Here is a 13,300-nt window from a genome sequence, read left to right as displayed (position 1 = left end):
GAACCGGATCCGCGAGAAAACACTTTCTGCACGAAAGTATTCCGGTAGAAATTACCAGAACATATGATTCTACTGCCCGCACCGATGGTGGCCAGTTCGGAGCAGAAAAAATCTCCCACATGGTAAAAATGACCCCGCAGTGGGGGCTTTTTGGCAGGTTGGGAGGATCCACTGATATCAATTTTGCAAAAATTCACAAAAAAGTTTGATTCAACGTAAGTTGCGTCCAAATAAGCACTTGCGGCTGACAATTTTGCGAAAAAGCATCCTGGCGAGAAAAAAATTGCTCAAAAGAAACAGCTCGAGGATATATTATATATGCGTGGAAATAATTCCATGCTATTAACTGGATCTTTGACAACTCGAAAAACGACACAAGTAATGCCCTGTGGTATGAAGTGCCACCAATTCATTTGGACCGACTGGAACTTTCACCACGGGAAGGTTTTTCCTGAAAACCGAAGTTTGGCATCCCGAACTGAAAGCGGGAAAAACCATGGCGGTAAACTCGAAGAACAACATGTTAACTGATGCCTACCTGAAAACCGTAATTCCCGCGTAGGCGGGAATTAAGTGAGAAAGAATTGAATTGGTTATCCAAGACTTGTCTTGTGAGCCGACGGCATTAGCCGCGGTTGTCTTGAGAAGGTTGTACCCACAACCGTCATTCCCGCGAAGGCGGGAATCCAGAACGAAGACTGGAATTGGCATTCCAACCGTTTGCCTTACCAGGGAGCGAGGACGTCCCGTCCGCATCATTTCATTCTAATTCCCCCACTGCTTGTAAGCAAGAAGGATCTCTCTGACGACCTGATCGCCTGGATCAACGACCGACTCGATTCGGGCCTGCCGCTATTCTCTGGCAGCCTGCCTATCTACATCGAGGATTTCGTCGGCAGCAACCTGGTATTGTCTCGCGATGAGTTCAACGTTACCGGGCCAGTGGAAGCCAGGGCAGTTGAGGAAGTCTTCGTCAAGCTGGCACCGATTCTCAACGAGCACGTGCGTGGTCAGATCATCCGCACGACGGGCGAGCATCCTTTCTATGTCGAGAACAAAGGCTGGGTAAATGCTCAAGAGGTGAACAGTGGCGATCGATTGCTTTCGCACGACGGACAATGGCTCGAAGTTAGTGAAATTGAAGTGACAGATGAATGGGAAACCGTTTATAATCTGAGAATCGCAGAGTATCATACCTACTTTGTGGGCTGTGATGAGTGGGGCTGGAGCGCCTGGGCCCACAATAGTTGCGATCCAAGAGCAGATAAATCAACTAAGTCACAAGGTGAACATTATCGTGCGCGTGCGCAGTATTGGTGGAGTGAATTGCCTAAAGTTAAAAGATATGGAGCGACAGTAGCAGTATCTGAAGTAGATGGCATCGAAGTTGTTTCATTATACGCTAATATTGGAAAAGGGCAATTTCAGTTTTCACAGAAAGAAGTAAATGATTTTATAAACAAAGTGGCGTTCGCAGGAGGGAAAGCCACACACACTTATGGAAAAATACATGCTGAAGAAGCATTGCACATGAAGTATCCTCAAATACAAGCAATCGGGATCTCACATCCTGATGGACCATGCCAAAATTGTATGAATTATTTTCTAATTCGTGGTTATTTTAACCTATATTGGCCAGACTAAATTTAGTAGTTAATTATGAGCGATCTAGCAGCTTTACTCCAATCAGATAACCAACGCGATGTTCAACGCGCATACAATGAAATTCGAAAGCTTTCAAAATCACATGGTATTAGATCGCTGTATTCGCTGCTATCGAATTCCATGGCTGTTGTCCGCTGCAACGCTATAGAGGGAATTTGTGATATTTTCCCTCACGAAGCTGCTGCCGTATTACTATATAGCTTAAATGATTCCGACGCAGCCGTAAGAATTACTGCTATAGACTGGATATATCGATTATCGTATACTCCAGCTAGTAATTTGCTTGGATTACTTGCAATCAATGATTTAGAAGAGCTTGTACGCTCATGGGCATTGCTTGCGTTAGGGCGAGTTGGTGACATTGAGTGTATAAGCATTTTAGAGTTTGCTGCAAAAAATGATAAAGGAGTAGACCACGAAGGTCGCATGAATTCTGACCTTGCTATGAGATCAAAGCATCAAATTGAGGCTCGATCTGGAATTGAGTAGCAATTGAAAATGATACAAATTAACAGGCTTACTGCATTCGAGAATAACTATAGATTGTCCATTAAACCAAAATCAGATTGAAAATCGGTGTTTACAGATTTGGTGAGTTATGTTAAGCTGGTCAGAATGTTCAACCTAGGCAAGTCGACCAACCTTTGGAGATCAAGGATGATCCGACCGAACACTACTAAATGGAGATCAAACCACCGATGATTTGCGTCGCCTGGCTCTGAATCCGAGCATCCTCGTACTCGGGAGCGGTTTATGGCTTTGTACCAAATTGCTCTTGGTCACACTAACGCAACTGCTTATGCCGCAGAAATTGGACGTTGCGACGATGTGTTGTTGAACTGGGTTCATAAATATAACAACCATGGACCTGACGCCTTGATTTATCGGCGTACTGGCGGCCGTGTCCCCCTTTTGTCCAGTCGCAGATAGAGCAGATCGTTGATGCCGTTCTGAAAAGCGATCCGGTAGATCACCAATTGCCAGGCCACGGATGGACGATCAGGAAGTTGTGCAACTGGATCGGTTGTCAATTCCAGCGGTATGTATCTCGGAATACCGTGCGGCGGATCCTGCAATTAGCGGGATTGAGCTGGAAGAAATGCAAGAAACTGTTCGGCAAAGGGGACCCTGAAAAGCGGGCCGAATACCTGAAACAGTTCGCGGATATGTACCAGCAAATGTGTCGCGGCGATATCGTGATCATTTATATTGATGAATCCCATTTTCATCGTGATATGGACTTGGGCTATACTTGGTGGCGCAAGGGAGAATCGGCTTGGCGAGTGAGTGATTGCCCTCCGCTGTCCGATCGCATCAACTGGTATGGTGCTTACAATTTCAGTGCTGGTGCATGTTTGATCTGGAACGAAGGCAAATGCAACAAGGAAAACACGGCTGAATTTTTGCACCGAGTGAACGATTGGGTAGAAAGACAAGGTCGACGTGTTGTGGTAATTTGGGATGGAGCACCTTGGCACAAGGCGAAGTTCGTTCGAACCAAAGCCAGCGAGTTGGACATCGAAATAGTAGTTTTGCCCAGTTATAGTCCCGATTTCAATCCCATTGAAGGGTTATGGAAATGGATGCGTGAAGAGGTCACGCAACATTGTTGTTTTGCAACCTTGCGTGACTTGTTCGACGCTTGCAAAGGATTCATCGATACATTGAATGAAACTCCGGATGAAATAATTAAAAGACTGTGGCCAAGATTTGAAGTCGATCCTCAAGCGGAAAAACTCCGATTTTCAATCTGATTTTGGTTTAGTTGGAATTCTTGCAATCAAATTAAAAAATGTTCTTTGGCAATTTGCACCACCGCCCTACTGATTCGCAGGTAAGTTAAGCCATTAGTGAACAGGTGTCGAATGAATAATAATTGCTTATTTATAGCGATTTTTCTGAAGTTATTGCAGTTCCGCAAGATTGAGTTGAATGGTTTTACTTACTTGCGAATCAGTAGGCGACTCGCTGAACGCCGCGTGTGCGAACACCTGCTTCGCGGGCGATACGCCTTTGCGGACGCCTACTGGCAGCATGAGAGCGGATGTGATTGCTCTTGGCGATCTGCAGCTTTCGCAAGACGAACACGATCCGAAAGGTAGCATTTAAGCAAAAGCGAGTGAAGAAGTCTTCGTCAGACTGGCGCCGATTGTCAACGTGCACATGCGTGGTCAGATCATCCGCACCACGGCGGAGCATCCGTTTTATGTGAAAGATCAGGGGTGGGTGCCCGCGAAGTTACTGCAGCCCGGCGACCTGCTCCAGTCGGAGGATCAGTATCTGCCTCTCGAAGGCGTGGCCGACAGTGGCGAAGTCGAAACGGTTTACAACTTCTGCATCAGCGACTACCACACCTACTTCGTCGGCGACCCCACCTGGGGCTTCAGCGACTGGGCGCATAATGCAAAATATATAGATGGCAATTGGCATAATAGACCTGACGGTACTAGAATTAGATATGAAAATGGTAAGTTTATTAAGGAAGTGAATCCGAATGCAAGTTGGGCAATGCGAATATATGGGCAATTATCGCTTAACCGTTCTGCATCTGCATTGAATCCTCTTGGGCCGATGGATGCAATACTCCTACAACGGAAAACAACTTATTACACAAGATGTTGGAAAATTCCAAGGAACTAATAGTGAAGTGTGGAGTATCTGGGCAAAAAGTACCATTCGCATGAGAACTCCATTTAATGATATTCAGCGACGCAATATTGGTAGCAATGGCAAAATCTTCGATCCAGCACTTCCACCTGGCGGCCAAACAATAAAATTTTCATTCTACGGAACGTTAATTGTTGGTAGTTCGCTGCTTGCTTACGAATTATGGAAGTATTCAAAGTAATAAATTAGGTGGCATAGTGCTATACATATTAGTACTGTTTTTTACTGGTATTGCTGTATACATATTTGGAGATAGAATTCTCTTAATATTTTTTCGTTCAAACACTCACAGTTTCTATCGCTTTTGGATAATTCATATAACTAGTTTGCTTATGACTTCACTAGCCTTGCTGCTGTACTGGATCAATAGATGATTCAAGTTTACGTTCCTGCAGTGCTTCTGCATCAGGGAGATTTTCTTGTCATGCACGATAGGTGATTAGTTGCCTGCGAAATCCTGGGGTTACAGTCAGAACTACCCTTCTACAACCTGGAGATCGAAGAGACGCACCCGAAAAAATCAAATTCCCCACCCGAAAGAACACGTTCAAGGCAAATCTACCCAGAGGGGTGATATCAATTTTGTAAAAATTCACAAAACAGTTTGATTCGATGCAAATTATTACTGAATAAGCAGTTGCGACAGCCATTTTTCGCCAAAAATCGTCCCGGCGAGAAAAAAATTGCTCAAAAGAAGCAGCTCGAGGATATATTATATATTAGTGGAAATAATTTCATGCTATTAACTGGATCTTTGACAACTTGTTTATCTTTGGACTGTAGGGCTACAAAATGTAAGAAGAAGCTGAAGAGGAAGAAGCAGATTCCATCCATTGAACCTGCAATTTCTACAAGCCCACTATTAACAACTTGAAGAGGTGAGAAACAATTTTCATCACAGAAGACTTGTTTCAGCACAACAATATGGCAATCACCTATTCAGGTTACGGATCAAAATTGTTAAGTACTGTTGTGCTTAATTTTAGTCGTCTGCCCGGCCAGTCCAATATGCTTGGTGCGAAGCGGAGGTAGTATCGGTGGTACGATACATGATTAGTGAAGCGTACACCGGTCGATATCGTATGCATATCAACTTCGGTGGACGCGGCTTCTGGTGCATGTTTGATTACGCAGCAATTCCAGCACCAGAAGTTGAAGGCATTCATATTACCACTTCTTCAAACGCAGATTCGGTCACAGTGAGATGGTTTCCGGATCTCTTGCGCGGCATGGAAGCAGGATGGTTGATGCTTCAAGAGCATTACGCGCGGTTGCTGACGGGAGTACGTGTTGAAATCAGGAATATCTATGAGCACCAGGTAGACACCACCTCGAAAGGATGCGAGTACTACGGCAAAATGTTCATTGATTATCTGGGTAGAGATCTCGCCAGGCATGAATCCAGTTCTGGAACAACTTAGCCTGCAACAATCTACTCCCGTTCGGCGATGATCGCATACAGTCGGCAAGATTTTTACCCCCAATGCCGTGATGAGAGAAGGCCGACGAACCAAACAATTCTCCCAAGTTGGCGCTTGGCAACCGGGTAATACTGGTCGTTAGGCTGGCTTAACGTTAGCAGCGATTGAGGATATACTATGGTGACGCCCGCAGGCGGCTGAAGTGAGCGATTGGAGCAGGAATCGCTTCCTCATCAACTCCGCGACTCTGCTCAATCGCGAACTAGACAGGCGATAACCATGGCTACACCATTCGATAAGTCGACCGTAACCTGCATGCTTGCTGATCTTAAGTGCAAAGATCCGGGTTTTAAGGTCTTCGGTTCTACAGTGCATCGGTACGAATTGAATCCGCCGCTTCCCATCCAACAAATACAGGAATTTGAAGCGAAGTACGGCGTGAAGCTACCAGAGGATTATCGTGAGTTCATCACCGAAATCGGCAACGGTGGGGCGGGGCCCTATTACGGTGTATTTCGATTCGGTGAGCATGACGACTTCCGCGATTTTCAATCATGGGAAGGCGGGTATTTGGTAGGCGACTTGTCCGCCGAGTTTCAACATCAAATGGAATGGAATCTTCCCACTTCATTTTGGGCAAAATTGCCTGATCCCGGTCCTTCCACTCCAATTGAAGAAGAAGACCGCATGATGGAGGAATGGGACAAAGAACTTAACGAGCATTATTGGAATCCAAAGATCATGAATGGGGCAATTCCAATCTGCCACCTGGGCTGTGCGATTCGTCATTGGTTGGTCATCAACGGGCCGCAAAAGGGCTTTGTGTGGGCTGACGAGCGAGTAGACGATCTAGGTATTTCTCCCCTCAGGTCTGACTCAAAGCAAATGACGTTTTCCGATTGGTACATGTCATGGCTGCGTAGTCCACTCATTGTTTAATACACAATGGCTTCAAGAATCGCATTTCCGTTGTTTCGCGTCACCGTGCCGCATCAGATGGTAGATGCTGGCCAGGTTGCCTTCGCATATTCCACCAACTGATCCAAAGCAGCATTCCACCCCTCATGAAAGCCCATCGCCACGTGCTGCTGGCAACCTTCTGCGGTGGCGTGCATCGCCCGGGCAGTATATTTTGTCCCACCTGGCACCGATTCCAGTTCAATAATCGCGGTAAACGGCAGTTCGCTCTGTGGGACAGGGCGAAATCCTTCCTTCAATACCGATGTAAAAACCAGCCGGTGGGGTGGTATTACTTCCAGATAGCACCCATCGCAGGGAAATTCCTCTCCTTCTGGCGAACGCATCGTGGTATTGAACGCACCGCCAGCAATGAGATTGATTTCGCACGCTGCAAGCGACCACGGGCGTGGGCAGAACCAGGCTTTCAGGTGTTCGGCGATTGTCCATGCTGCCCAAATTTGCTCTTGAGGCACATCAACGACCCGCTCCAGAACCAGGTCGAGTTCAGGGTTCAAAACATATGGAACACTCATGAGTTCATTCCTTTACCGGATTTCCGTACAAGTTTCAGCAGGAGAAATGGTTTATTTCTCTCCCGCAATCCTATCAGTGGTGCAATAGAAGTGAAATGTCCGTTACAAAATCGAACTGGAAACAAAAATATTTTTAGTAGCATCGCCCAGAAGAACGTCTAGAACAAATCTACCGGAAGTTCATCCCCATCAAGGAGTTACGCGTGAAATTATCTGCGTTGATTGTCAGTTGTTCGCTGATCTTCTGCACCACATCGGTGGAGGCAGCAACACCCATCATTCTACCCAATAACCCGGCACTTTCCCCCGATGGGAAAACGCTGGCCTTCGACTGGGCCGGCAGCATCTGGGTGGCACCCAGTTCCGGTGGGACCGCAAAAAGATTAACATTTTCTAATGATGCTGATACTACGCCGAAGTTTTCGCCAGACGGAAAAACGATTGCCTTCACCAGCCGACGTGCGACCGGAACGCAGATTTTTACCATCCCCGCCACGGGTGGGCCTGTTACTCAGAAAACCTTTGATACCAACGGCTTTCAATTGTGTGATTGGCTGCCTGATGGTAAAGGCTGGCTGGTAACAACGGTGCGTGACAACGGCTGGAGCAGACGAAATGGCCAACGACTGCAAAAGGTTTTTGACTGGCAGGAAATGTCGAAGCGCCTCGCAGATGAAATGATTTTCGACGACTACGGCGCTGAGGGTGCGTTGAATCAGGCAGGAAACAAGCTGCTGTTCACTCGCGAAGGACCATCGTGGTGGCGAAAAGGATACACCGGCAGTCAAAGCAGTCAGGTTTGGCAGTACGACCTTGCCACGAAACAGTTTGAACAATTAAAACTGGGCGACTGGGACGCACGCTTCCCGATGTTTGGCAATGATGGCACCATCTACTACTGCAGTGGGCAAGGCGGATGTTTTAACCTCTGGGAACGCACGGCAGCGGGCAAAATGACTCAGCTAACCAAGTTTGCGGATGATTCCGTGGTGATGCCTGCCATTTCCCGTGACGGATCGACGATTGTTTTCCGGAATCTGGTTGATTTGTATGTCATGCTGCCTGGGAAATCCGAAAAGCCGCAGAAAATTTCCTTGTCCCACGATGAGGATTTCAGTGCCCGCGACGAGCTGAAACAGGTGCTCAGTTCTGCCACCCAGGTTGCGTTTACTTCCGATGGGCTGGAAATCGCCTTTCTTGCCGGTGGCGATGTATGGGTGATGGATACCGAACTGAAGGAACCACGCCAGGTTACGAATACACCGGAAGAAGAGCGTTCCATTCTGTTTTCCGACGATGGTAAGTTTCTGTTTTTCGTCAGCGATCGTGGTGGGAAAACGGAAATCTGGAAAGCAGAACGGAAATCGGCCAAAGAACCATGGTTTTTGAATCAGGAATTCCCACAGGTGGCCATTACGAATGATGGTGAGGATAAGACCAACTTACAGTTGCGACCCAAAACCAACGAACTGAGCTTTGTCCGCACCCGTGGGGATCTGTATCTGTGCGATTTCGATGGTAAAAAACAACGTTGTATCCTAGAATCGTGGAATGATCCGTCCTACGACTGGTCGCCAGATGGAAAATGGCTGGTTTACGCGATTTCGGATTCCGACTTTAACAGCGATATCTGGATTCATGAAGTGGATGGAGACAAAAAAGTTAATATTTCCAGCCACCCCTTTAATGAATATTCCCCGGTCTGGTCGCCCGATGGCAAAATGATTGCTTTTACTGGCCAGCGGGACACCAAAGATAATGTGGATATTTTCTATGTCTGGTTGAAGAAAGCGGATGCCGACCAATCAGAACGTGATCTGGCATTGGAAAAAGCGCTGAAAAAGTTCCCCAGCCAGGGCAAGCCGAAAGAAGAACAGCCAAAAGAGAAAAAAGACGAACCAGACGCACCGAAAAAAAATGATAACCTGGTGGAAATCGACTTTGATGGTCTCCACGATCGCCTGCAACGAATTACCATTCAAAACAGCTCTGAAGGTGGGCTGTTCTGGTCGCCCGATTCCAAACGTCTGGCGTTCAATGCCACTGTCAGCGACGTGCGTGGGATATACACGGTGGAGTTTCCCTCCAGCCTGAAGCCGAAATTACTGACTTCCACCCCAATCAGTGGGCAACGCTGGTTAAAAAATGGCCTGTTAACCTACCTTTCTGCTGGCAAACCGGGTTCATTGCGGGAACGTGGCGGTGTCACACCAACCACCACGACCTATAGTTTTTCCTGTTACCACAAGACGGACCTGGCTAAAAAACATCAGGCAGCTTTCGATATGGCCTGGAAGCGCATGCGGGACAATTGGTACGATGGCAACCTGGGCAATCGCAAATGGGATGCGGTGCGGGAAAAGTATCGCCCATTTGCCGCAACTCCTTATCCGGAAACACTTTCCACCGTTGTCAGCATGATGCTGGGTGAACTGAATGGCTCCCACCTGGGCTTTACTTACACTGGCGGTCGAGGTTCTGGTCGAGGCGGACGTGGAGCCAGCGAAGAAAGTTCTGCCACGTGGGATGAAACCACGGCCCACCTGGGGGTAATTTTTGACCCCACGTACGCAGGGCCGGGCTGGAAAGTGAAGACAGTGATTCCGAATACGACCGCAGCAGAAACGAAGAGTCAGTTATTTGTTGGTGATGTGATTCTGGAAATTGATGGCAATAAAATTGATCCCAAACTCAACCACACCATTTACCTGAACGTACCACCAAAACATGAGTTCACGCTGGAAATATTAGGAAAAGATGAGAAAAGACGCACGGTGAAGATTTTTGGGAACAGCCCCAGTTCTGTACGATTTCAACTGTACCCCCACTGGATCAGTGAAACCCGCAAAAAGGTGGAAGAACTTTCCAAGGGCACGTGCGGCTACCTGCACATTCAGGCGATGAATTTCAGCAGTTTTTCTCAATTTCAGGAAGATTTGTACCACGCGGGGGCGGGGAAAGACGGCCTGGTGATCGATGTGCGTGAAAACGGGGGTGGCAGCACTGCCGACTTGCTGCTGACCGCACTCACGCAGCCACGACACGCCTACACCATCCCACGTGGGGGAAATACACCTGGTTACCCACAGGACCGCACGGTGTTTGCTACGTGGCACAAACCGATTGTGGTACTCTGCAACCAGAACAGTTTCAGTAATGCGGAAATTTTCAGCCACGCCATTAAAACGCTGAAACGAGGTAAGGTTGTTGGTGTGCCCACTGCAGGTGGGGTAATCAGCACCGGTGGCACCACCATCATGGACGTGGGCTTCCTGCGGATGCCTTTCCGTGGCTGGTACTTAATTGAATCCGGCGAAGACATGGAATTGCACGGTGCCGTACCGGATGTGATTGTCTGGCCACAACCGGGAGACATGACTACAGGCAAAGACCGTCAGGTGGAAGCAGCAGTGAAAGAACTGCTGGCCGATGTGAAAGAATGGAAATCTCACCCACTGCCGAAGCCAATCAAAGCCACCAGCAGACCAGATTTTCCTGCGAAAAAATAGCACATTTTTTGGTGTCGCATGTAAAGCTTTTTACGTTACCGCCCAGTATCATTGGTGCCATTGGAAAACAGATTTTTCAAATTTAATGAGAAAAATTTCACAAAACTTCCTTGTTGGTCAGATATTGCGGTAATCGATCCCACAGTACAATAGCGTTGAAGCTGATGATACCACCGAATGACGGGTGGGATGCAACGTTTGCCTTTCCTTCAGCTAACTTTAGTGCACTGGAACTTGATTCCAGTTCCTTTCTCCTCTGAGTGACATCACTATGAAAAGCACAAGAATTTTGCTGGCAGCAATGTTCCTTGCCGGCGCAGTTGCGGCATGGCTCATCAAACAAGAACCGATTCTTCAGGCACAGCCTCAACCCAATCAAACGAAGCCTGAAGAACAGCCCGCCAAAATCACGAATGTCGAAGCGGGAATTAAAGCGATCACTGCCGAATATGTGAAGGCATTCAATGCTGGAGATGCCAAAGCGGCAGCGGAATTATTTACCAAAGACGGCGAATACGTTGGTGTTGATGATCTGACTTTGCAAGGTCGCGAGAAAATTGCTGAAAGCCTGGAAAAATATCTGAAAAACCACCCGAAAGCAGTGATCGAGATCAAAATCGAATCAGTTCGAGTTCTTTCCCGTGGACTAGCGAATGCCCAGGGCTTAATTTCTTTCAAGATGCCTGAAGATGAAGTTGCTTCCGAATCACGTTACAGTGCACTGCATGTGCTGGAAAATGGTAAATGGCTGGCAGCTTCGATCAGCGAATGGGCAACAGATCCAGCGATTGATGTTACTACCCGCAATCTCGATTGGTTGGTGGGTGAATGGACTTCTTCCGGCGAAGATGCTGATCTGAAAATTGTGTATGCGTGGGACAAGAACAAAGTGTTTATTACCGGCAAATATACCCTTACTTCGAAAGATGGAAACGAAATCGGTTCCGGCACACAAGTCCTGGGTACCAATCCCACGGGTGGTATCCGTTCGTGGATGTTTGACAGTTCTGGCACAACCAATGACGGACTGTGGGTTCGCGATGAAAACCGCTGGGTCTGCGAGTCCACTGGCTTGCTGCCAGATGGTTCGGAAGTGTATGCCATCAGTGTGATTGTACCCATCGGTAAAGATGCCTTTACCTGGCAGACAACGGATCGAGAAATTGATGGAGTTGCTGTAGAGGCACTACCACCGGTCAAAGTAACCAGAGTCACGAAATAACCACACCCACAACTGTAAAGGAGCAAAATATGCGTTTTACAATCAAAATAGCATTGGTTGGTCTCGTAACTGTGGTGACGGCACTGCCAGTAATGGCATTTGGCCGTGGTGTTGCGGTGCGTGGGGCGAGAGTCAGCCCGGCTGGAATACGCACTGGTACGGCTGCCCGCGGGGTCTCCACAGGACCATTTGGTGGAGTTCAGCGGGGTGCGGTAAAAACCAACACATTACGAACTCCCGGTGGTGTCACTGTTCAACACGCTGCTGGTCGTGGCGTTTCCCGTGGCCCGCTTGGTGGGGTGAAAACCGGTAGTGCTGGTGCCGTTCGTGTGACTGGTCCAGGCGGAAACAGCGTTACCCGTGGAGGTGCCAGTGGTGCCCGCGTTGGGCCTGCCGGGGGCGTGCGAGTTGGAGGAGTATCCGGGTCTTCGGTACGCACACCCGTTGGCCGATCCACAGTTACCAATCGAAGTGGCGTGGCTGTCGGGCCGTATGGGGGTGTTCGAGCTGGCAGTGCAACGCGATCAACAGTTGCCACCCCTTTTGGTGGCGCTTCCGTGACAAATCGGGCCGGTGTGGCAGTAGGGCCAGGTGGAGCACGGGTCGGAACCGTTGGCCATCGCACTACTTATTACAGCCACAATTACATGCGAACAACAGGAACCACCGTTCGCAGCACACGCTACGGCTACTTTACCCCGACATGGTATACTGCCCACCGAACAGCATGGGTAGCACCCCGCTGGGTGGCAGGTTACAACTATTGGCGGCCAGTACCATGGGTAACAACTGCAGCGTTTATCGGCCTCGCCAACACCCAGCCAATTGTTTACAACTATGGCAGCACGGTGATCATCGATAGTGGCAGCGTCTGGGTAAATGGGGAGAAAGTGGCAACTACAGAAGAGTATGCCGAACAGGCAGAGAAGTTAGCTAGTACCGGACAAGATGCGAAAATTGCTCAAGATGATGAATTTCAGCCTCTCGGTGTCTTTGGATTGATTCAAGGTGAAGAAAAAACTGCTCAACGGATTTTTCAACTGGCAGTCAACCGAGCGGGCATCATTAAAGGCAACTACTACGATGCAGTGGCGGACAGCACGTTACCCGTGGCTGGTTCCATCGATAAGAAGACCCAGCGTGCTGCCTGGTCGATCAATAACAAGAAAGATATTGTCTTTGAAACAGGCTTTTCCAATTTTTCTGAAGATGAATCGGCTGTATTAATCCACTTTGGAAAGGAAAGCACCCAACAAATGGTTCTGGTTCGCCTGGAAGAACCCACGGAAGGCGAATCGAACCAGAAGTAATGCTGCGATGATC

General features: G+C 48.1%; 12 protein-coding genes. 10 read left to right on the top strand and 2 right to left on the bottom strand.

Annotation, left to right across the window (positions count from 1 at the left end; all coding sequences use genetic code 11):
• Positions 1-720: 720 nt before the first annotated feature.
• The gene (locus R3B84_22620; protein MEZ6143372.1) at positions 721-1,644 is read left to right on the top strand and encodes a polymorphic toxin-type HINT domain-containing protein; all 924 of its coding nucleotides are present in this window, start codon (positions 721-723) and stop codon (positions 1,642-1,644) included.
• 15 nt (positions 1,645-1,659) lie between these two features.
• Positions 1,660-2,154 (top strand): HEAT repeat domain-containing protein, encoded by a 495-nt coding sequence (locus R3B84_22615; GenBank protein MEZ6143371.1) that lies wholly within the window; start codon positions 1,660-1,662, stop codon positions 2,152-2,154.
• Between the two features lie 392 nt (positions 2,155-2,546).
• Here R3B84_22615 and R3B84_22610 read toward each other — a convergent pair whose 3' ends face one another.
• Entirely contained in the window at positions 2,547-2,696 is a 150-nt protein-coding gene (locus R3B84_22610; protein ID MEZ6143370.1) for a hypothetical protein, read from the bottom strand.
• On the opposite strand from R3B84_22610, the gene R3B84_22605 reads away from it, so the two are divergent.
• The 5 genes from R3B84_22605 to R3B84_22585 all read left to right on the top strand — a co-directional run bounded on the left by R3B84_22605 (position 2,643) and on the right by R3B84_22585 (position 6,692).
• Positions 2,643-3,419: an IS630 family transposase gene (locus R3B84_22605; GenBank protein ID MEZ6143369.1), complete on the top strand. Its 777-nt coding sequence runs from the start codon at positions 2,643-2,645 to the stop codon at positions 3,417-3,419. The genes R3B84_22610 and R3B84_22605 overlap by 54 nt on opposite strands.
• A 178-nt stretch (positions 3,420-3,597) precedes the next feature.
• Complete coding sequence (locus tag R3B84_22600; protein MEZ6143368.1) at positions 3,598-3,774, top strand: hypothetical protein; 177 nt, start codon at positions 3,598-3,600, stop codon at positions 3,772-3,774.
• A 54-nt stretch (positions 3,775-3,828) separates the two neighbouring features.
• On the top strand, positions 3,829-4,305 hold the full coding sequence (locus tag R3B84_22595) for a polymorphic toxin-type HINT domain-containing protein (protein MEZ6143367.1): 477 nt from the start codon (positions 3,829-3,831) through the stop codon (positions 4,303-4,305).
• Between the two features lie 1,076 nt (positions 4,306-5,381).
• Positions 5,382-5,753, top strand: coding sequence for a hypothetical protein (locus R3B84_22590; protein MEZ6143366.1), 372 nt, complete (start codon positions 5,382-5,384; stop codon positions 5,751-5,753).
• Between the two features lie 279 nt (positions 5,754-6,032).
• Complete coding sequence (locus R3B84_22585) at positions 6,033-6,692, top strand: SMI1/KNR4 family protein (protein ID MEZ6143365.1); 660 nt, start codon at positions 6,033-6,035, stop codon at positions 6,690-6,692.
• 53 nt (positions 6,693-6,745) lie between these two features.
• Here R3B84_22585 and R3B84_22580 read toward each other — a convergent pair whose 3' ends face one another.
• Complete coding sequence (locus tag R3B84_22580; GenBank protein ID MEZ6143364.1) at positions 6,746-7,246, bottom strand: SRPBCC family protein; 501 nt, start codon at positions 7,244-7,246, stop codon at positions 6,746-6,748.
• Positions 7,247-7,449: 203 nt separating this feature from the next.
• Here R3B84_22580 and R3B84_22575 point away from each other — a divergent pair, with 203 nt between their 5' ends.
• The 3 genes from R3B84_22575 to R3B84_22565 all read left to right on the top strand — a co-directional run bounded on the left by R3B84_22575 (position 7,450) and on the right by R3B84_22565 (position 13,287).
• Positions 7,450-10,755 carry a S41 family peptidase gene (locus R3B84_22575; protein ID MEZ6143363.1) on the top strand — a complete coding sequence of 1,102 codons (3,306 nt, stop codon included), beginning with the start codon at positions 7,450-7,452 and terminating at the stop codon, positions 10,753-10,755.
• A gap of 271 nt (positions 10,756-11,026) precedes the next feature.
• Positions 11,027-11,977, top strand: coding sequence for an SgcJ/EcaC family oxidoreductase (locus R3B84_22570; GenBank protein ID MEZ6143362.1), 951 nt, complete (start codon positions 11,027-11,029; stop codon positions 11,975-11,977).
• 29 nt (positions 11,978-12,006) lie between these two features.
• A complete protein-coding gene (locus tag R3B84_22565) occupies positions 12,007-13,287 on the top strand; it encodes a hypothetical protein (GenBank protein ID MEZ6143361.1) in 1,281 nt (426 codons plus the stop codon).
• The last annotated feature ends 13 nt before the right edge of the window (positions 13,288-13,300 follow it).

This window comes from Zavarzinella sp., assembly GCA_041399155.1.
Taxonomy (GTDB): Bacteria; Planctomycetota; Planctomycetia; order Gemmatales; family Gemmataceae; genus JAWKTI01.
Note: the sequence above shows the minus strand (reverse complement) of the source record. Positions and strands in the feature narration are given on the sequence as shown.